This window comes from Stenotrophomonas maltophilia group sp. Smal13 (assembly GCF_030236855.1).
Lineage (GTDB): Bacteria > Pseudomonadota > Gammaproteobacteria > Xanthomonadales > Xanthomonadaceae > Stenotrophomonas > Stenotrophomonas maltophilia_A.
In genome coordinates this window covers 1-19,649 of the sequence record NZ_JASJSQ010000035.1, presented here as the reverse complement: position 1 = coordinate 19,649, position 19,649 = coordinate 1, and the positions used below count along the sequence as shown (strand labels likewise).

At 66.6% G+C, this 19,649-nt stretch carries 20 protein-coding genes and 3 tRNA genes; 11 read left to right on the top strand and 12 right to left on the bottom strand.

What is annotated here, in order from left to right; all coding sequences use genetic code 11:
• The 9 genes from QRO95_RS13160 to pcnB form a co-directional block, all read right to left on the bottom strand.
• Entirely contained in the window at nt 1–2,898 is a 2,898-nt protein-coding gene (locus QRO95_RS13160) for a type 2 lanthipeptide synthetase LanM family protein (protein ID WP_285302752.1), read from the bottom strand.
• An 81-nt stretch (nt 2,899–2,979) separates the two neighbouring features.
• The gene (locus tag QRO95_RS13155; RefSeq protein WP_010484314.1) at nt 2,980–3,186 is read right to left on the bottom strand and encodes a DUF6229 family protein; all 207 of its coding nucleotides are present in this window, start codon (nt 3,184–3,186) and stop codon (nt 2,980–2,982) included.
• Nucleotides 3,187–3,502: 316 nt separating this feature from the next.
• Nucleotides 3,503–5,017: a glucose-6-phosphate isomerase gene (gene pgi, locus QRO95_RS13150; RefSeq protein WP_285302751.1), complete on the bottom strand. Its 1,515-nt coding sequence runs from the start codon at nt 5,015–5,017 to the stop codon at nt 3,503–3,505.
• On the bottom strand, nt 5,014–5,394 hold the full coding sequence (gene panD / locus QRO95_RS13145; RefSeq protein ID WP_032128853.1) for an aspartate 1-decarboxylase: 381 nt from the start codon (nt 5,392–5,394) through the stop codon (nt 5,014–5,016). Before panD ends, pgi begins: the two co-directional genes overlap by 4 nt.
• Before the next feature lie 87 nt (nt 5,395–5,481).
• Nucleotides 5,482–5,979 carry a hypothetical protein gene (locus tag QRO95_RS13140; protein WP_285302750.1) on the bottom strand — a complete coding sequence of 166 codons (498 nt, stop codon included), beginning with the start codon at nt 5,977–5,979 and terminating at the stop codon, nt 5,482–5,484.
• Nucleotides 5,980–6,045: 66 nt separating this feature from the next.
• Nucleotides 6,046–6,885, bottom strand: coding sequence for a pantoate--beta-alanine ligase (gene panC / locus QRO95_RS13135; RefSeq protein WP_285302749.1), 840 nt, complete (start codon nt 6,883–6,885; stop codon nt 6,046–6,048).
• Nucleotides 6,882–7,697 (bottom strand): 3-methyl-2-oxobutanoate hydroxymethyltransferase, encoded by an 816-nt coding sequence (gene panB, locus QRO95_RS13130; RefSeq protein ID WP_005416119.1) that lies wholly within the window; start codon nt 7,695–7,697, stop codon nt 6,882–6,884. Before panB ends, panC begins: the two co-directional genes overlap by 4 nt.
• Nucleotides 7,698–7,731: 34 nt before the next feature.
• Entirely contained in the window at nt 7,732–8,217 is a 486-nt protein-coding gene (gene folK, locus QRO95_RS13125) for a 2-amino-4-hydroxy-6-hydroxymethyldihydropteridine diphosphokinase (protein ID WP_032128850.1), read from the bottom strand.
• Nucleotides 8,218–8,220: 3 nt separating this feature from the next.
• Nucleotides 8,221–9,600 (bottom strand): polynucleotide adenylyltransferase PcnB, encoded by a 1,380-nt coding sequence (gene pcnB / locus QRO95_RS13120; RefSeq protein ID WP_285302761.1) that lies wholly within the window; start codon nt 9,598–9,600, stop codon nt 8,221–8,223.
• Between the two features lie 52 nt (nt 9,601–9,652).
• Here pcnB and QRO95_RS13115 point away from each other — a divergent pair.
• Nucleotides 9,653–9,727, top strand: a tRNA-Glu gene (locus QRO95_RS13115).
• Nucleotides 9,728–10,105: 378 nt separating this feature from the next.
• Here the strand turns inward: QRO95_RS13115 and QRO95_RS13110 are convergent.
• Entirely contained in the window at nt 10,106–11,530 is a 1,425-nt protein-coding gene (locus tag QRO95_RS13110; RefSeq protein WP_285302748.1) for a sugar porter family MFS transporter, read from the bottom strand.
• A gap of 192 nt (nt 11,531–11,722) precedes the next feature.
• Between QRO95_RS13110 and fdxA the strand changes: the two genes are divergently transcribed.
• Nucleotides 11,723–12,046, top strand: coding sequence for a ferredoxin FdxA (gene fdxA, locus QRO95_RS13105; protein WP_004153066.1), 324 nt, complete (start codon nt 11,723–11,725; stop codon nt 12,044–12,046).
• Nucleotides 12,047–12,243: 197 nt separating this feature from the next.
• Here fdxA and QRO95_RS13100 read toward each other — a convergent pair whose 3' ends face one another.
• Entirely contained in the window at nt 12,244–12,759 is a 516-nt protein-coding gene (locus QRO95_RS13100; RefSeq protein WP_006432432.1) for a hypothetical protein, read from the bottom strand.
• 32 nt (nt 12,760–12,791) lie between these two features.
• On the bottom strand, nt 12,792–13,685 hold the full coding sequence (gene dapA / locus QRO95_RS13095) for a 4-hydroxy-tetrahydrodipicolinate synthase (RefSeq protein WP_285302747.1): 894 nt from the start codon (nt 13,683–13,685) through the stop codon (nt 12,792–12,794).
• Between the two features lie 164 nt (nt 13,686–13,849).
• Here dapA and QRO95_RS13090 point away from each other — a divergent pair, with 164 nt between their 5' ends.
• The 9 genes from QRO95_RS13090 to QRO95_RS13050 all read left to right on the top strand — a co-directional run bounded on the left by QRO95_RS13090 (nt 13,850) and on the right by QRO95_RS13050 (nt 19,648).
• Nucleotides 13,850–14,410, top strand: a complete 561-nt coding sequence (locus tag QRO95_RS13090; protein ID WP_005409051.1) for a glycine cleavage system protein R — start codon at nt 13,850–13,852, stop codon at nt 14,408–14,410.
• 79 nt (nt 14,411–14,489) lie between these two features.
• A complete protein-coding gene (locus QRO95_RS13085; protein ID WP_049445310.1) occupies nt 14,490–14,969 on the top strand; it encodes a peroxiredoxin in 480 nt (159 codons plus the stop codon).
• A gap of 84 nt (nt 14,970–15,053) precedes the next feature.
• Nucleotides 15,054–16,454, top strand: coding sequence for a PhoH family protein (locus tag QRO95_RS13080; protein WP_010484287.1), 1,401 nt, complete (start codon nt 15,054–15,056; stop codon nt 16,452–16,454).
• Nucleotides 16,451–16,957: a hypothetical protein gene (locus QRO95_RS13075; protein ID WP_285302746.1), complete on the top strand. Its 507-nt coding sequence runs from the start codon at nt 16,451–16,453 to the stop codon at nt 16,955–16,957. Before QRO95_RS13080 ends, QRO95_RS13075 begins: the two co-directional genes overlap by 4 nt.
• A 12-nt stretch (nt 16,958–16,969) precedes the next feature.
• Entirely contained in the window at nt 16,970–17,638 is a 669-nt protein-coding gene (locus tag QRO95_RS13070) for a YoaK family protein (RefSeq protein ID WP_049463692.1), read from the top strand.
• A 64-nt stretch (nt 17,639–17,702) separates the two neighbouring features.
• Nucleotides 17,703–18,512: a bifunctional hydroxymethylpyrimidine kinase/phosphomethylpyrimidine kinase gene (gene thiD / locus QRO95_RS13065; RefSeq protein ID WP_285302745.1), complete on the top strand. Its 810-nt coding sequence runs from the start codon at nt 17,703–17,705 to the stop codon at nt 18,510–18,512.
• Entirely contained in the window at nt 18,509–19,435 is a 927-nt protein-coding gene (locus QRO95_RS13060) for an alpha/beta fold hydrolase (RefSeq protein WP_121503734.1), read from the top strand. Before thiD ends, QRO95_RS13060 begins: the two co-directional genes overlap by 4 nt.
• A tRNA-Arg gene (locus QRO95_RS13055) sits at nt 19,426–19,502 on the top strand. Before QRO95_RS13060 ends, QRO95_RS13055 begins: the two co-directional genes overlap by 10 nt.
• 69 nt (nt 19,503–19,571) lie before the next feature.
• A tRNA-Arg gene (locus QRO95_RS13050) sits at nt 19,572–19,648 on the top strand.
• Nucleotide 19,649: the final 1 nt, after the last annotated feature.

Genomic DNA, 19,649 nt, shown 5'->3' with positions numbered 1-19,649 from the left:
TCAGACCTCGGCCAGCGCCGGTCGGTCCTGCGCGGCACTGGAACGCGATGCCGGGGCATCGACCCGCGCCGCCGCCGTCTCCTGCAGCAACGGCGACGGCAGCGCGCAGGCCGGATGCATGCGCAGGAAGCCATAGATCGCACCTGCCAGGCCGATCATCAGGCCCGGAGTAAAGGCCGCGCGGGTCAGTCCGCCGACCATGCCCTGGTGCTCCTCGATCGAAGAAACGATCTCGATGGCGGCCTCATCCTGCGGATAGGGACATCCCTCCGGATCCAGCGCAGCCGCCAGCACCAGCAGCTCCCGGGTGGACACATCGCCATGGCACAGGGTGTGGCTGAACCCCCATTTGCCGCGCGCGTCGGCCACAGCCCGCCGCATGTCACGCAACTGCGCGGGATCGCCGGTGCGGGCGTACAGATCCGCCGCCGCCAGACCGATGCCAACACTGCCATGGCACCAGGTCGGGAAATTCTTCTGCCCGTCCTCCAGGTGGATATCGCGCCAGCGCCCGGTATGCGTCTCGAACAGCGCCGCCTGGAACGCAAAGGCTCCTTCGGCCAGCTGCCGCCAGGCGGCCCGCTCAGGCACGCTGCCGGCATCCGAACGCGCCAGCCGTGCCAGCGCCCAGCCCATGCCCATCGCGCCGTGGCCAAAGCCACCGATCGGCTCGCGGAACTGTGGCGTCGGCCAGCGTGCGCCGTCGGCATCGACGATCGCTGCTTCCTGCATGCGGCGCCCGGCTGCAGCCGCCAACTCCAGCCAGCGCGATCTGCCGGTGGCCTCGGCCAGCGCCAGCAACGGCAGGATCATGCCGGACACGCCATCAATCAGTTCGAACTTCGTCGCCTCCTGGAATCCGCGACGCTCTGCGGCTTCTGCGCAGCGCTCCGCCAGCGCCAGCAGTGCCGGTCGCTGCAACAGGTCGTTCAATGCCAGCAATGTCCAGATCTGCGAACCGGTTCCGACGAATCCACCATCGATCTCGGCGGGATGCCGCTCACACATGGTCTGGAACACCGCGAGGGCGCCATCGATGGCTGGGGCCAGCCCCACTACCGGGTCGGCACGCCCCTGCTCCACTTCCCGGCGGTAGGCCGCCAGTGCGAACGCAATACCTCCCAGCCCGAAATACAGGTCGGGCTGCACCGGCTGGACGGTCCACCCGGTACGCGTCACCTCGGGTGTGATCCAGGTCATCGAACCGTCTTCGCCGTGCACCGCCAGCCGCAGCAGGCTCTCCACCGCGCGCGCGGCCAGCGTGCGACGGCGTGCATCCAGGTCGTCCGCACGCGGATGCTGTGCTGCATAGCTGTGGCCGGATCTGGCCTCGGCGCGGGCCAGCGCATGCTGGTTCAGGTCGGTGGCTACCAGCGTGCTGCGGATGGTCACGTCTTCCAGGTCGATGCGCATCGCACGCCAGTTGTCGGTGATGGAGCGGATGCGGGCCGCGTCCAGCTGCGATGCGAAGATCGGAATGTCACCGTGGCGCAGGTCGTCCACTTCGCCGCGCACGGTCTCCAGGTCCGATGGCGCGGCCGGTGACACCGCCGCATTGCGCACCAGCAGGTCGATCGCGCGTTCAACCGCCTGGGCTTCGTTGTGCAGCGATGCCGGATGCCAGAGCATTCGCCCGAGCTCGGCGTAGGCCATGGTCGGCCGCCGCACATCGCGCACCTGGCAGCCCTCGAAAGCCGCCAGGAGCGGCATCAGTTCACCCTTCGCATCGAGCGCGCGCAGGCGCCCACTGGCGTCGATGAAGCCCTCGCTGATGTGATCCCAGTACAACGACACATCGGGCTGCGCGCTGGGATGATTCTGCGCAACGGAGACCTCGGCCTCAACCATGCCCAAGCGGGCCGGTTCCGTCCCATCCTCGACAATCACCGGCACCTGTACCCGCGGCTGCTCGCCCGGCAGTGCGCCGGCTGCGGACAGATCCACGCCTTCCATGCCCAGGCCGGCAGTACGGAACGGCACGATTCCGGTACGCAGCACTGAATTACGCATCAGCTTGACGGCGGTGTCGTACGCATCGCCAAGCCCTGATGGCTCGATGTCGATTACCCGGGAGAACACGCTTTCGGCGTCGACCACGACAGGAACCGGCCCGACCGCGATCAGATTCTCCAGATGGATGTCGGTGCCACCGACCAGGCGCAGGATTGCCAACCAATGGCCAAGACCGCGGTAGTAGGCACGCAGTTCAAGGTCATCGGCACAGTAGCGGTGCGCGGCGAAGGCGGCCCAGCCGTGGCTGCCACGATCAATCACCTTCGGCACGCATACGCGGTCAAGGCCGTCACCGAAGACCGTGGACAACAGGTCATCAAGCGTCGCATCGATGCGCAATGAGCGTGGCTTGTACATCACCGTGCCGCCATCGAACTGCAGCCGTGCCACAGTCCGGCCGCCACCATGCAGGTCACCGCGTCCCAATGCAACGGCATGCAGCGTGCCCGCCGGCGCACCCAGCAACTCTGCCAGCGCCGCACGATCGCTGCCGATGCGAACAGCGAGCTCCACCACAGCCGCACATTGTCCTTCGAGCATGCGCGTCAGGCGCGGCAGCAGCACCGGATAGCGTCGCTGCAGATGCGTGCGGAAGCCCTCGCTGGTGGCCAGGGCAACGAACTCGTCCAGCACCCCAGCGCTGTCAAGCGGGCCGATGTCACCGCTGCGCGCAGCGGCGTGCAGTTCCAGCAGCAGCACGCGGTTGAGCTTGAGCTGGGCATGCTCACGCAGTGCCGCATCGCCCCGTGCATGCAGCAGATCGCGCTCGCCAGGCTGCAGAGCAATGGCGGGATCATGCAGGCCGGCAACCAGCGCAGCGCGCGCCTGGGCAAGGAAATGTTCGGTGATGCACGCAAACGCGGCCGCAGCCGGAGAAGCGGTCATTACGCCCCCTGCGAGATATCGAGAGTCTGTTCCAGTCGCCGGCACGCAGCTGCATGCCTCTGCGTGCCGGCTCGGGTTACATCAGCAACACAGGCAGTGGTTGATCACCGATACCGTGGTGGTGCACTCGTTGGTGCCCCCGGTGATCATGGTGTCCGAAGCTCCGGTGAGGGCCGCTTCGGTGGCTGCCGCACCGTAGATGAACAGCGAACCCGCAGGGTTGGCACACCCATCCACATCGTCCGAGCCATTGAGCCAGCCGGACACAACATCGTCGTTCAGATCCATTCGCAATCTCCTGTCATTCACAACATGAGGCGTTGAGGACATGGATCGATTCCACGTCCCTTCGGATACGGCCAGTCCCTGGCATCAACATCATGCTGCGAGCGATACTGGATGACAGGTACAGCCGCCCGTGCACACTGCATCCGCGTGTGAAGTGCGTCAAGCTGCGCTGCGGCAGGGCGCACGAATACGCTGCACGTGCGGTACGGAAGTGACGTGGAATGAGTGGCCGCGCTGCCATTCCTGCGCGACCGGATCGAAGGCAACCGCAGAGGCATCGGATGGCCGGCCGGCGCCGGCACATCCGGAGGCCGGGTCAGCCCTTCAGCTGCGCCAGGATCTCGCGGGTCATCGGATCGGCAATCGCCACATCCTCACCCTGCAGCGCCGGCAACAGGCCACTGGCCAACTGCTTGCCAAGCTCGACACCGAACTGGTCGAACGCGTTGATGTTCCAGATCACCGACTGCACATACACGGCGTGTTCGTACATGGCGATCAGCGCACCCAGCGCCTGCGGGGTCAGCGCGTCGAGCAGGATCAGCGTGCTCGGGCGGCCGCCCGGGTAATCACGGTGCGGGTCGTCGCTGCCCTGGCCATTGGCCAGTGCTTCGGTCTGCGCCAGCAGATTGGCCAGCAGGGCCTGATGATTGATCGTGTAGGGATCGTCGTTGTGCACGCAGCCGATGAAGTCGGCCGGAACGATGCTGGTGCCCTGGTGCAGTGCCTGGAAGAAGCTGTGCTGCACATCGGTGCCCGCCCCGCCCCACCACACCGGCACGGTATCGGTGGTGACCGGCTGGCCATCACGCTGCACACGCTTGCCCAGGCTTTCCATCACCAGCTGCTGCAGGTAGGCCGGCAACAGCGCCAGGCGCTGGTCGTAGGTCATCACCGCATGCGTGGCATGGCCCAGCAGGTTGCGGTTCCAGATGTCGGTCAGGCCGTGCAGCACCGGCAGGTTGCGCTCCAGCGGTGCATCCAGCGCATGCGCATCCATCTGCGCAGCACCTTCCAGCAGCTGTTCAAAGCGATCGAAGCCGATCGCCAGCGCGATCGGGAAACCGACCGCAGACCACAGCGAATAGCGGCCGCCGACCCAATCCCACATCGGCAGCACACGATCGGCGGCGATGGCAAAGGCCTTGGCGGCACGTTCCGGATTGGCACTGACCGCGTACAGGCGATCGCTGCCCCCCAGCCAGTCGTGCAGGATCTGGCCGTTGAGCAGGGTTTCCTGGGTGCCGAAGGTCTTGGAGATCAGGATGCCGGCGGTCTTGACCGGATCCAGCGTGGCCAGCGTACGCTGCATGGCCGCGCCGTCCACATTCGATACGAAATGCACGCGCAGGCGCGCACCGCTGACCGGACGCAGCGCGTCGGCGACCAGGCGCGGGCCAAGGTCGGAACCACCGATGCCGACGCTGACTACATCGGTCACGCCACTGTCTTCCAGCGCGCGCACCAGCACGCCCATGCGCTGGCGGATCTCGCGCGCGGTGGCATAGGCCTCGGCCGCCACCGGCGCATCGACCACGTCGCCGCGCAGCGCGGTATGCAGCGCGGCGCGACCTTCGGTCAGGTTGACCTGCTCGCCACGGAACAAGCGGGTGATGGCACCACCGACATCACGGTCGGCGGCCAACGTGAGCAGGGCCTGCAACGCCGCGGCATCGTATTTCTGCCGCGCGAAATTGACATACAACGGACCGACCCGCAGCGCCAGGTCCTGCACGCGGCCGGGTTCGGCGGCGAGCAGGCTGGGAATGCTTGCGCCCTTCAGGCGCTGGGCGTGGGAATGCAGCGAGTCGAATCCGTTGTTCGTTGTCATGCGGCCTGGGTCGGGATCGTGTCGTTGGTGTGGGAGATCTGGTTCTTGCCATCAACGTACACCAGCTTCGGCTTGAAGCTGTCAGCTTCCTGCTCGGTCATGCTGGCGAACGCGGCGATGATGATGATGTCACCGACCTGCACGTGGCGCGCGGCACCACCGTTGAGCGAGACAACGCCGCTGCCGGCTTCGGCACGGATGGCATAGGTCGAGAAGCGCGCACCGTTGGTCACGTCCCAGATGTGCACCTGCTCGAACTCGCGGATGCCGGTGGCAGCCAGCAGGTTGTCATCGATGGCGATCGAGCCTTCGTAGTTCAGCTCGGAATGGGTGACGGTGGCGCGGTGGATCTTGGTCTTGAGCAGGGACAGGTGCATGGGGGCGCTGCAACGGCAAAGGAAAGAGCGGATTCTAGCACCCGCTTGGCCATCGTCAGGGGGCCGCAGCAGGACGCTGAGGGCTGTTCAGGCCCCCTCCCCCGGCGGCGGCGGCGCGGCATGCCCGGAACGGCCCTCCAGAGACAGCCGGAACACCGTATGGAAGGCCAGCCCGGCGACCAGGCCGAAGCCACCTGCGGCCAGCACCTGCAAGGCATAGCTGATCACGTCGAAGGTGTCGACATAGCGCAGGCGCTGCAGCAGCGGACCACTGTCCGCGCCCGGCCAGGTGCAGGTGGCCATGGCCAGCGCGCCCAGCCCGAAGCCGACCAGCACGAATCCGGTCCGGCGCAGCCGCTGTTGAGACTGCAGGATCAGCGCCATCGGCAGCAACACCGCGATCGCATTGCACACGGCCAACACGAACATCAGCCCACCGCCGGTGAGCGCAGGCATCGGCGTGCGCCTGAATTCAAGCGCGAACAACAGCCCGCCAAACAGCTGGGCCGGCAGCATGCCGGCGGCCAGCACCGCCAGGATCGAGGCCTGGGCAAGACGGCCGGTATCGGTGCTGGGGGTCTTCATTTCCGGTCTCCCGTCCGTGGGAAGTCGAGAGGCGCCCGTTGCGGGCGCCCCGGAGCCGCATGCTGCTCAGAACTCCAGGTTGTCGATCAGGCGGGTGGTGCCCAGCCGCGCGGCAATCAGCGCCACGCGGCCACCGCCGTCGAAGGTCGGCTCGGCCAGTTCCGGAGTGCGCAACACGGCGTAGTCGACCTGGAAACCGGCGGCCTGCAGCGCAGCGGTGGCATCGGCCTCGATGCGCTCGCGTGCCTGCCCGGCGACATAACCCTCGCGCATGCCCAGCAGGGTGCGGTGGATGGTGGTCGCAAGCGGGCGCTGTTCGGCGCTCAGGTACTGGTTGCGCGAACTCTTGGCCAGGCCATCCTCGTCACGCACGATGTCCGCACCGACGATCTGGATCGGGAACGACAGTTCGGCCACCATCTGCTTGATGACGGCCAGCTGCTGGTAGTCCTTGCGGCCAAACACGGCCACATCCGGCTGCACCTGCAGGAACAGGCGCGCCACCACCGTGCACACGCCATCGAAGTGCCCCGGACGGCTGGCGCCTTCCAGCACTTCACTCACGCCCGGCGCGTGCATGCGCGTGGTCTTGTCCACCCCCAGCGGGTACATCACCTCGACGCTGGGCAGCCACACCGCATCGCAGCCGGCCTGCTCCAGCCCGGCCACGTCGGCCTCGGGCGTGCGCGGGTAGCGGCTGAAATCCTCGTTCGGCCCGAACTGGGTCGGGTTGACGAAGATGCTCGCCACCACCTTGTCGGCGTACTGGCGGGCCAGGGTCACCAGCGAATGGTGACCTCCATGCAGGTTGCCCATGGTCGGCACCAGCGCCACCCGCAGGCCCTCGCGCTTCCACTGGGCGATCTGCCCGCGCAGTGCGCCGAGCTCGTTGAAGGTCTGGATCATTGGGCGTAGGCGTGCTGTTCGTCGGGGAAGCTGCCGTCGCGCACCGCGTCGGCATAGGCGCGGGTGGCACCGGCCACCGAACCGCCTTCGGCAAGGAAATCCTTGACGAACTTGGGACGGCGATGACCACTGTCCAGGCCGAGGAAATCATGCAGCACCAGCACCTGGCCATCGCACTGCGGGCCTGCGCCAATGCCGATGGTCGGCACATCCACCGCAGCGGTCACTTCGGCGGCGACCGGAGTCGGCACGCATTCGAGCACCATGATGCTGGCGCCGGCAGCGGCCACAGCCTTGGCATCTTCCACCAGCTGGCGCGCGGCATCGCCACGACCCTGGATCTTGAAGCCGCCCAGTCGCAGCACCGACTGCGGGGTCAGGCCCAGATGCGCGCAGACCGGAATCTCGCGCTCCACCAGGTAGCGGATGATGTCGACCTTGAAGCCGGCACCTTCGATCTTGACCATCTCGGCGCCCGCCTGCAGCAGCTGCAACGAGGCATCCAGCGCGCGCTCCGGGGTGGCATCGGCGCCGAACGGCAGGTCGGCCACCAGCAACGCACGCTGCAGCACGCGGGCCACGGCGCGGGTGTGGTAGACCATGTCGGCCACGGTCACCGGCAAGGTCGAATCATGGCCCTGCACGACCATGCCCAGCGAATCGCCGATCAGGATCAGGTCGACGCCGTTGGCATCGAAAGTGCGGGCGAAGCCGGCGTCGTAGGCGGTCAACATGACCAGCTTCTGGCCATTGCGCTTGGCCTCGGCCAGGGCGGGAACGGTCCAGGGCTTGCTGTCTGCGTGGGTGCTCATGTGCTGATAACCGGGGGAGATAACCCGGGCATTATCACCCTATCGGCGCAATCCCGCAGGCATCCACCCGCATCACTGCATCCCGCACGCGGCCATGGCCGGGAATGGCCAGATCCGGCGCGATTTCGGCCAGCGGCACCAACACGAAGGCACGCTCGTGCAGGTAAGGATGCGGCACCTGCAGACCAGGCTGGTCGAGCACCTGCGCGCCATACAGCAGCAGGTCCAGGTCCAGCGCGCGCGGGCCCCAGTGCACCGCCGGATCGCGTACGCGACCAAAACGCTGCTCCAGCGCCAGCATCGCCTGCAGTAGCGTATCGGCGGGCAGCGTGGTCTCGACCGCAGCCACCGCGTTGACGAACGGCGGCTGGTCTTCATTGCCCCAGGCCGGCGTGGCGTACAGCCTTGAGGCTTGGCGCAGGCGGGTATCGGGCAGGCCGTCGAGCGCGGCAATCGCCGCGCCGACGGTGACGGCCGCGTCGCCAAGGTTGGCGCCGAGGCCGATCCAGGCAAGGGTCATCGTTTACTCGCCAGCCGCACCGGCCGGGGCACCCGGACGACGGCGGCGACGGCGGCGCTTGCGCGGTGCCCCGCTCTCGTCATCCCCCTCTTCGCTGTGCATCACGTCCAGCGACGATTCCAGCTCGCGACCGGACTGCGCCTGCGCCTCACGCCAGAACTCGACATCGGCGGCGTGCTCGGCCGAGGCCACCTGGCGCAGGCTGAGGAAGTCGAACGCAGCGCGGAAGCGCGGATGGGTCAGGGTACGGAACACGCGCTTGCGCTGGCGCGAGCTGAAGCGCGACTGCAGCAGCCAGATTTCCTGCATCGGCAGCGAGAAGCGGCGCGGCAGCGCGATGGTGCTCAGCTGCTGCACCGTGACGCGATCGGCGGCACGGCGCTGTGCCTCTTCCGGTGCCACGCCCTGCTTGAGCAGGGTTGCCTGGGCGCGGCAGAACGCCGGCCACAGCAGCAGCGCAAACAGGAACGCGGGCGAGACTGGTTCATCGTTGGCCACGCGGGCATCGGTGTTGGCCAGGCCCTCCACCAGCATGCGGCGCAGCGCGCCGGTGCGGTTGGACTTCAGCGCCTTGGCGCTCTCCGGGAACAGCACGTCCAGCAGGCCGTAACGTTCGAGGCCTTCGAAGCTGGCCACGCCGCGCCCGGACAGGAACAGTTTGAGCACTTCTTCGAACAGGCGCGCCGGTGCGGCTTCGTTGAGCAGGCCCGCCAGGTGCGGGATCGGCGCGGCGGTGCCCTCTTCGATCTGGAAGCCGAGTTTGGCCGCCAGGCGCACCGCACGCAGCATGCGCACCGGATCTTCGCGATAACGCTGCTCGGGGTCGCCGATCAGCTTCATCAGGCGCGCCTGGACGTCTTCGAAGCCGCCGGTGTAATCGCGCACCGAGAAGTCCTCGATGGCGTAGTACAGGGCGTTGCAGGTGAAGTCGCGGCGGATGGCGTCGTCTTCGATGGTGCCGTACACGTTGTCGCGCACGAGCATGCCGTTTTCCATCTCGCGGTCGCCGCTGCCGTCATCGCTGTTGGCACGGAAGGTGGCGACTTCGATGATCTCGCGGCCGAACACGACGTGGGCGAGGCGGAACCGGCGACCGATCAGGCGGCAGTTGCGGAACAGCTGCTTGACCTGTTCGGGCGTGGCGTCGGTGGCCACGTCGAAATCCTTGGGTTGGCCATTGACCAGCAGATCGCGCACCGCGCCGCCGACAAGGTAGGCGCCGAAGCCGGCATCGCGCAGGCGATAAAGCACGCGCAGGGCGTTCGGGCTGATGTCCTTGCGGGAGATCGTGTGCTGGTCGCGCGGGATGACGCGCAGGCTGAACGGTGATGTAGCAGAGGAAATGATGTTGGCGCTTCCGGTTGAAGTTTCGGGATTGCCCAATGGCATCGAGGTGCATATACTAGCGCTCCTGCCTCGGCAGCGACACAGTTACGCTCCCTTCGTCTAGTGGTTAGGACGTGGCCCTCTCAAGGCTAAAACAGGGGTTCGAGTCCCCTAGGGAGCGCCAGTCGCCGCAGCAGGAACCGAAAAAGCCCGCCTTTGTGCGGGCTTTTCTGTTTTCCGGGGATTGCATTGGCATCGGTCGGCCTGGTCGCAGTAGCGCCTTCCTGTTCCTGCGCGGGAGGGGGCGGGCCACCCCCTCCAGACGATTTCCCGCGACGGCGGCACGAACAGCCTCGCTCCTCCGCAGCCAATTCAATCCCGACGCGCAGACCTGCGTCCGCCACCCGCAATGTGTCGAGAGGCTGCAGGCCAGCCGATCCAGGACCGTTGGCGCCATGGATGGCGCCATCGAGCCCCCATGGATGGGTTTACGGCGTGTCCTGGATCGGCTGGCCTGCAGCCTCCCCACGGAGAAAGGAGGCGCTGAAACACAGGCCGGCCGTCAGCCTTCCATCTGCTCCAGCTCCTTGCCCTTGGTCTCGCGCACGTAGCGGACCACGAAGAAGATCGAGAGGATCGCGGCGACCGCGTAGATGCCATAGGCTCCAGCCAGGCCGATACCAGTCAACAGCATCGGGAAGGTCACGGTGATCGCGAAGTTCGAGGTCCATTGCGCGGCACCCGCCACCGCCAGCGCCGGGCCGCGGATCTGGTTCGGGAACATCTCGCCCAGCATCACCCACATCACCGGGCCCCAGGACATGTTGAAGAACACCACGTAGACGTTGGCCGCAACCAGCGCCAGCCGGCCCATGCCATCGGACAGCTGCAGGCGACCATCGGCCAGGCTGCCGCTGGCAAACGCCACCACCATCAGCACCAGCGCCACCGACATGCCAACCGAGCCGATCCACAGCAGCGGCTTGCGCCCGATGCGGTCGATCAACAGCACCGTCAGCAGGCAGGCGCCGATGCTCAGCGCGCCGGACAGCACGTTGATCAGCAGCGCGTCGCTTTCCGAGAAGCCCACCGCCTGCCACAGCACCGCGCCGTAATAGAACACCACGTTGATGCCGACCAGCTGCTGGAACATGGCCAGGCCAATGCCTACCCAGAGGATCGGGCGCAGCTTGCCGGTGGCCTTGCTGCGCAGGTCGCTGAAGCGCGGCTTGTGCTGATCCTGGGCCAGGCTGGCTTCGATCTCGGCCTGCTTGGTCGCCGCTGCCGCCTCGCCGTACAGCCGCGACAGTACCGCCCTCGCCTGCTGCTGACGCCCCTTCAGGACCAGGAAGCGCGGGCTTTCCGGAATCACCAGCAACAACAGCAGGAACAGCCCGGACGGCAGCGCCTGCATCCAGAACATCCAGCGCCAGGCCTCATGGCCCAGCCATAGCGGCTCGGTTGACGCCCCAGCAGCTCGGGCCAGCAGGTAATTGCTGAGGAAGGCGGCGAACAGGCCGCAGATGATCGCCATCTGCTGCACCGTGGCCAAACGCCCGCGATAGCGCGCCGAGGCCACCTCGGCAATGTAGGCCGGCGACATCACGCTGGCCGCGCCCACCGCGAAGCCGCCGAGCACGCGTGCGGCGATGAACAGCCAGGAAGCGTGAGCGGCACCGGCGCCCAGCGCCGAGACCAGGAACATCAGTGCCGAGGCGATCAGCACGCCACGACGGCCCAGGCGATCCCCCAGCCAGCCGGCCAGGAAGGCACCGATCGCGCAGCCCAGCAGCATCGAGGCCACTTCGAAACCGAGCGCCGCCTCGCTGGAGTTGAAGGCCTGGCGCAGGCCGTCGACCGTGCCATTGATGACACCACTGTCGAAGCCGAACAGGAATCCACCCAGCGTGGCCACGCAGCTGATCAGGACGATGAATGCAGTGTTCTCACCACCATGGGAGGCGATGTTGGGCTGGGCTGGGGACATGAACGATCCTGCTGGGAAGGGGTCCGGCCATCCAACGCAGCCGGCTGACCCGCAGCGTCGCACAGGCCTCACCCTGCCGCCAACGACCACCACGGCCGCGCCTGCCAGACGCCCGATTTCCGCCCCGCGCCGACACCGGGGGCCAACCTGTTCTAGAATTGGCGGGTTCAGGAATCGATCCACCCCCAGCCCATGCCCTTTGTCGTCACCGAAAACTGCATCAAGTGCAAACACACCGATTGCGTGGAAGTATGCCCCGTGGATTGCTTCCACGAAGGCCCGAACTTCCTGGTGATCGACCCGGATGAGTGCATCGACTGCACCCTCTGCGAACCGGAATGCCCGGTCAACGCGATCTTCCCGGAGGACGATGTTCCTGCCGGCCAGGAGAGCTTCGTCGCCCTCAACGCCGAGCTGGCGAAGGAGTGGCCGGTACTGACCGTGCGCAAGGACCCGCCCGCCGACGCCGGCGAATGGGACGGCAAGCCGGACAAGCTGAAGCTGCTGGAGCGCTGAGAAGCGCCTCTTGCGGCAACGAAAAGGGCGCCTATGGCGCCCTTTTTCGTTGCTCGGCAGATACCAACCGCGCGATCCGGTAGGTGCCAACCGCAGGATCCGGTAGGTGCCAACCTTGGTTGGCACAGAAGCGCCGACCAAGGTCGGCCTCTACCCGGGCACGTGCGGACCTGGGCCCGCACCCACCCGACCGGCCCTTACTGGGCCAGCTTTGCCTTGAGCGCGGCGATCAGCTTCACCGGCGCTTCTGCAGTGGCCGGCAGGCCACGCGGGTCGACCGCGGAGATGTAGGCGCCGGCATCGACGGCGACCACGCGGACCAGGAAGTTGCTGCCTTCGTAGGCCACGTCATACGAGCCCAGCAGCTGCGCGCGGCTGGCGATGGTCACGCCTTCCACGCCTTCCAGCGCGGTGCCGACCTTGGCGAAAGCCTCGTCCTTGCCGCCGGCGATGGTGAAACCGGTGTTGCCCACGGCCGGGGCCGCAGCCACCGGGGCCGCCGGCTTGGTCGCCGAGGCAAGGGTCGGCACCTTGTTGTCACTGGTGGCGTTGGGCAGGTTCAGGTCCGGCGGCACTTCCAGCGGACGCATTTCCGGGGCCAGGGCGTAGTCGCCCTTGACGCCACGCTTGAAGCAGCCGGTGGTGCCGGCGGCAACGGCCACCGCAAGCAGGGCGTAGGACAGCACGCGGACGGTGGATACGGATTGACGCATGTGAATCTCCTGGGTCAGACCAAGACGGAAGGTCAGTGGCTGGAAAGGGCTTCGAGGGCGGCGATGTCGCCGGCAAGATGATCGGCCGCCGGATGGTGCGCCGCCGACAGCGGCAGCAGCGGCAGGCGCAGGTCGTGACCGATGCCGATACGGCGCAGCAGCGCCTTGACCGGAATCGGGTTCGGCTCAACGCCGCAGAAATCATGGAACGGCTGCAGGCGCGCATCCCAGGACCCGGTGGCTTCGTGGTCGTGGGCGGCAGCCAGCTCGCACATCCGGCGGTAGGCGCCGGGCAGCACGTTGGAGCCGACCGAGATCAGGCCATCGATACCGGCCTGGATCGAGCGCGCCGCCGTACCGTCGTCGCCACTGAACACGGCAAACTGCGGGCTGCGCAGGGCGAGCAGCGCCTGCACCCGGCCGGTGTCACCCACCGCCTCCTTGATGCCGACGATGTTGGGATGGCTGGCCAGTTCGGCCACGGTATCCGGCTGCATGTCGCACCCGGTACGGCCGGGCACGTTGTACAGCACGACCGGCAGCCCGCCCTGGTCGGCAACCGCGCGGTAGTGGGCGATCAGGCCAGCCTGGGTCGGCCGCACGTACGGCGGGGTGACCACCAGCGCGTGGCTGGCGCCAAGCGCGGCGGCACGGCGGGTCTGTTCGATGGTCTTGGCGGTGCCCGACAGGCCGGTACCGGCCATGACCGGGATGCGGCCGCCGATGCGCTCGACCGCGCTGGCCAGCAGCAGGTCGTACTCGGCATCGGTGAGGGTCGCTGCTTCACCGGTCGAGCCGGCTACGACAACGCCATGGACGCCACCTTCCAGTTGCAGGTGCAGCAGGCGCTGCCAACCGTCGGGATCGAGGGCGCCGTCGGCCCGGAACGGGGTCGCCAGCGCGGTGATGAGGCCGGAAAGGGACAAGGACGTGCTGCTCTTGGCTGGAAAGGGAAAACGCCCGCCACGAAAGGCCGGGGGCGACCTGAATGTTACTTGCGGCGCGAAAGCACGGGCAAGTATGCTGGACACCGGTGGATCCCCGCCTCTGGCGGGCATTCAGACTAACGCATGCATTACCCGGAATCGCCTTGACCGACACCACCCCGCGCCCCGCGCCGAGCGAAAACCACCTCCTGATCAACGCCTACACGACGCATCCGGAGTCCCCCCTGCTGTCCGTCACCCGCCGCATTGCCGACAGCGGCTGCAATCTGGTGGACGCACGCCTGGCCACGGTCGGCCGCGATGTCTCGGTCACCGCCCTGGCCACCGGCTCCTGGGACTCGGTGGCCAAGCTGGAAGCGATGCTGACCCGGCTGGAGCGCGAAGAGGGCCTGAAGCTGGTCTGGTACCGCACTGCCGCCAAGCAGGCGCAGTCCAACCTGCTGCCGTACATCGTCGAAGTGATCGCCGCCGACAAGCCGGGCATCCTGTTCCAGCTGGCCGATTTCTTCGACCGCCAGGGCATCACCATCGAGAACCTGCAGAGCACGCGCTACCGCGCCATGCAGACCGGTGCGGAGATGTTCAGCGCGCAGGTCACCATCGGCGTGCCGGCCAACATGCACATCGCCGCGCTGCGCGACGACTTCCTTGAATTCTGCGACCACCTGAACCTGGACGCGATCATGGACCCGATGAAATTCTGATTCTTCGCGCGCCTCTCACGGGCGCGTGGCGTTTCATGCAATTGTCGTAGAAAGAACCCAGGCTCGACAGAAGGACCTCATGAACAACGGCGATACCCTGGACAGCACCACCCTCTCCCTGCCGCTGGCGCTGTCCGGTGGCGAACAGGCCACTCTCGGCGACTACGCCGGCCACTGGCTGGTGCTGTACTTCTATCCCAAGGACAGCACCCCCGGCTGCACCACCGAAGGCATCGACTTCAACGCACTGCTGCCGAAATTCAAGAAGGCAGGCGCGGTGGTACTCGGTGTCTCACGCGACTCGGTGAAGTCGCACGACAACTTCTGTGCCAAGCAGGGCTTCAACTTCCCGTTGGTCAGCGATGGCGACGAAGCGCTGTGCAGCGCCTTCGACGTGATCAAGATGAAGAACATGTACGGCAAGCAGGTACGTGGCATCGAACGCAGCACCTTCCTGATTTCCCCCGACAGCCGCATCGTGCAGTCCTGGCGCAAGGTCAAGGTTGCCGGCCATGCCGATGCCGTTCTCGCCGAACTGAAGGCCTCCCAGTCCAAGTGAGTCCCACTGCCTACTGTGTCTGCCATCACCCTGCCCCGCAGCAGGCCGTGGTGGTTTTTCCCTGTCCGTAACCAGGAATCGACGATGACCCGAGGCAAGCGCATCTACGTGCTGGATACCAACGTGCTGATGCACGATCCCACCGCGCTGTTCAAATTCGAGGAGCACGACGTCTACCTGCCCATGCAGGTGATCGAGGAGCTGGACAACGGCAAGAAGGGCACCTCCGAAGCGAGCCGCAACGCCCGCCAGGTGAGCCGCTTCCTCAACGAGCTGGTGCAGGAATCCGGCCTGGACAACCTGGCCGACGGCATTCCGCTGCAGCGACCCAATGGCCTGCAGCTGCGCGGCAAGCAGAGCGCCGGCAAGCTGCGCTTCCAGACCAGCCATTTCGACGCCGGCAAGAGCTTCGGCAAGGTCATCCCGGACAACGCCATCCTCGGCGCGATCCTGGCACTGAAGGAAGAAACCCCGGACCTGCCGGTGGTGTTCGTTTCCAAGGACATCAACCTGCGGATCAAGGCCGCGATCGCCGGCATCGTGTCCGAGGACTACGAGAACGACCGCGCGCTGGACGATTTCAGCCTGCTCTACACCGGCGCCACCGAGCTGCCGGAAGACTTCTGGAAGCGCCACGGCGATGACCTGCGCAGCTGGAGCGACAAGGGCCGCACGCATTACGAAATCCTGGCGCAGGATGGCGAGGAGTGGTACCCGAACCAGTACGTCTACCTGCCTGGCGAAGATGAAGTCGAGCTGCGCGTCAGCCGCGTGGTCGGCGACGGCAAGGTGGTGCTGTCGCTGGTCGATGATTTCCGCCACGGCAGCCACGCCGTGTGGGGAATCAGTGCACGCAACCGCGAGCAGAACTTCGCGCTCAACGCACTGATGGATCCGGAGATCGACTTCGTCACGCTGCTGGGTACCGCCGGCACCGGCAAGACCCTGCTGGCGCTGGCCGCCGGCCTGGCGCAGACGATGGACCAGCAGCGCTACCGCGAGATCATCATGACCCGCGCCACGGTCAGCGTCGGCGAGGACATCGGCTTCCTGCCCGGCACCGAGGAAGAGAAGATGACGCCGTGGATGGGTGCACTGACCGACAACCTGGAAGTGCTCACGCACAACCAGGAAGGCGGCACCTGGGGACGCCAGGCGACCAACGACCTGCTCGCCAGCCGCATCAAGATCCGCTCGATGAACTTCATGCGCGGCCGCACATTCCTGTCGCGCTACCTGATCCTGGACGAGGCGCAGAACCTCACCCCCAAGCAGATGAAGACGCTGATCACCCGTGCCGGCCCCGGCACCAAGATCGTCTGCCTGGGCAACGTCGAGCAGATCGACACCCCGTACCTGACCGAGACCACCTCGGGCCTGACCTACGCGGTGGATCGCTTCAAAAACTGGCCGCATAGTGCGCACATCACCCTGCGCCGAGGCGAACGCTCGCGCCTGGCCGATTACGCTTCGGAGGTGTTGTGAACCGCTGCACCCGCCTGCTGCTGCCCACGGCTGCGATCGCCCTCGCAGCCGCCCTGGGTGCCTGCACCACCACGCTCGGCCCGGCCAGCGTGCCGACCGCCGAGCGTACCGGCCAATCCTGGGTGGTCACCCGCCCGATCATCGCCGCGCAGGTGCTCGATACCTGCTCGCGCCCCAGTCCCGGCCGCGAGGCCGGGCGGGTCAGTGGTTACTGGGCGCCCAGCCGGCAGCAGATCGACCAGCTGGAAGCGCAGCTGTCGTCGCTGGAATCACAGGTACCGAAGGTGCTGGACTTCGACCGCCAGTACGTCGGCATCGAAAGCGCCGGCAAGCGTCTGATCTACATCAACGCCTTCCATCTGCCCGACGACAGCGGCATCAACCCGGCACGGGAAGCGATCCGCGTCTGTGACGGCGGCACGCAGTTCTGGGGCGCGGTATTCGACCCGGCCAGCAACACCTTCAGCGAGCTGCAGTTCAACGGCGGCTTCGGCGGGCCCTGAGGGGCCCCGCCGATGGGAATACGCCTGCCCACCTGGGTCTGGATCGGCGCGGTCGCGCTCTCGTGCGTTGCCGGCATGGTCAACGTGGTCGGCTTCCTCGGTTTCGAGCACCAGGCGGTCAGCCACATGACCGGCAGCACCAGCCAGCTGGGCATGGCGCTGGCCCAGGGTGACTGGCGCGCGGTCGGCCACCTGTGGGGATTGCTGATCGCGTTTTCGCTGGGCGCGATGCTCAGCGGCCTGCTGATCCAGGACAGCGCATTGCAGCTGGGCCGCCGCTACGGTGTCGCGCTGGCGCTGGAATCGGCACTGCTGCTGGTGGCCATTCCGCTGTTCGAACAGCATCAGATCTGGGGTGCACTGGCCGCCGCCATGGCCTGCGGCCTGCAGAATGCGATGGCGACCACCTTCAGTGGCGCGGTGGTGCGCACCACCCACCTCAGCGGCATGTTCACCGACCTCGGCATCGGCCTGGGCCACCTGCTGCGCGGACTGCCGCTGCAGGTACGGCGGCTGACCCTCAGCGGCCTGATCATCAGCGGCTTCCTCGCCGGCGGCATCCTCGGCGCCTGGTTGTTCATGCGCTGGCAATACGACGCCCTGCTCGCCCCCGCCCTGCTGACCGGCCTGACCGGGCTGGGTTATGTGGTGTACCAGCAGTGGGCGCGTTGGCGGCATTGAATCAAGGACATCCACGCATGGCGTGGATCTACCTTCCCCTGCGGGACCACGGCACAATCAACTGATGAGCCCGACCACTCCCGTTTCCGCCCTCACCATCGCCGGCTCCGACTCCGGCGGTGGCGCCGGTGTCCCTGCCGATCTCAAGGCCTTCGCCGCGCACCGCGTGCATGGCCTGGCCGTGTTCGCCGCGCTGACTGCACAGAACACCCGTGGCGTCACCGCCGTGCATGTGCCACCGATCGCATTCCTGCAGGCGCAGATCGAAGCCTGCTTCGATGACTTCGATATCCATGCCGTGAAACTCGGCATGCTGGCCAACGCCGAGGTGATCCATGCCGTCGCCGACGCACTGGAAAAGCATCGCCCGCCGCACGTGGTGCTGGACCCGGTGATGGTCGCCACCAGCGGCGCGCGCCTGCTGGAGGAAAGTGCGCTCAAGGCCATGCGCGAACGCCTGCTGCCGTTGGCGACGCTGGTTACGCCCAATACCCCGGAAGCAGAACTCCTGATCGGCCGGAAGATCGCCAACGGCGATGACGCCGAACAGGCTGCCTCTGCCCTGCTCGAGCTCGGTGCCGGTGCGGTGCTGCTGAAAGGCGGCCACCTGCAGGAAGGCAACCGCGTGATCGATCGCTACTTCGACGGCGTCAGCAGCGAAGAATTCATCCACGCCCGCCTGCCGCTGGACGCACATGGCACAGGCTGCACGCTCGCCTCGGCCATCGCCGCGCAGCTGTGCAATGGCCTGAGCCTGGCCAATGCCTGCGAAGCCGGCATCGACTACGTTGCGCGCGGCCTGCAGCAGGGCTACGCGCCTGGCCGCAGCGAGGTGCTGGTACTCGATCACTTCGGCGCGGCACCGCACGCATGAGTCTCGCACCGGACGTCGTTGCCGTGCAGTGCACTGATGGCCATCGCTACGAAGTGATCGCCTGCGTGCCTGCACAGTCCATCGCGCGCCTGCTGTGGCTGCCAGCGCTGGGCGTGGCCGCGCGTCACTACCTGCCACTGGCATTGGCGCTGGCGGCGAAGGGCGTGGCGGTCTACCTGCATGAGTGGCGCGGCAACGGCAGCAGCTCACTGCGCCCCTCGCGCACGCAGGACTGGGGCTATCGCGAAGTACTCGAACAGGATCTGCCGGCCAGCCAGGCCGTCCTGGCCGCAGCCGATGACGCCACCGACGCCCTGCCCTGGATCATCGGTGGACACAGTCTGGGCGGGCAGCTGGCCTGCGTGCATGCCGGCCGCAACCCGCAGCACTTCAACCGGCTGTGGCTGGCCGCCAGCGGCTCACCGTTCTGGCGCGGCTTCCCGCCACCGCGTGGCTGGCTGCTGCCACTGGTCTATCGTTTCCTGCCGTGGATCGCGCAACGCCAGGGCGTGCTGCATGGTCGGCGCCTCGGCTTTGGTGGCACCGAAGCGCGCGGGCTGATCGCCGACTGGGCACGCGTTGGCCTGAACAACCACTACGCCGCGGCCGGCATGAACGAAGACCTCGATGCGCAGATGGCGCGCGTGCATGGCAGCGCACAGGCCGTATTGATGGAGCACGACTGGTTGGCACCGACCGGATCGATGCAGACGCTGCTGGCGAAGCTGCCGAATGTGGACGCGCAGCTGCGCGTGCTGTCCGCGCACGAACTGGGCACGCGCGCCGATCATTTCGCGTGGCTGAAGGCGCCGGAGGCCGTAGCTGACAGCTTTTTCATTCAGTTGGATGAAAATTTTCACAAAACTGTTGACGGTACGCGCCGACATCCGCATAATTCCGCTCCTGTCGCAGGGCGCCCGTAGCTCAGTTGGATAGAGTACCTGGCTACGAACCAGGCGGTCGGGAGTTCGAATCTCTCCGGGCGCACCACTCGACAGGTTTTCAGCATCCGCCGCTGGAAATGCAGTAAAATTTAGCAGTAAGTTGATTGTGTACCGCGCGCCCGTAGCTCAGTTGGATAGAGTACCTGGCTACGAACCAGGCGGTCGGGAGTTCGAATCTCTCCGGGCGCACCAT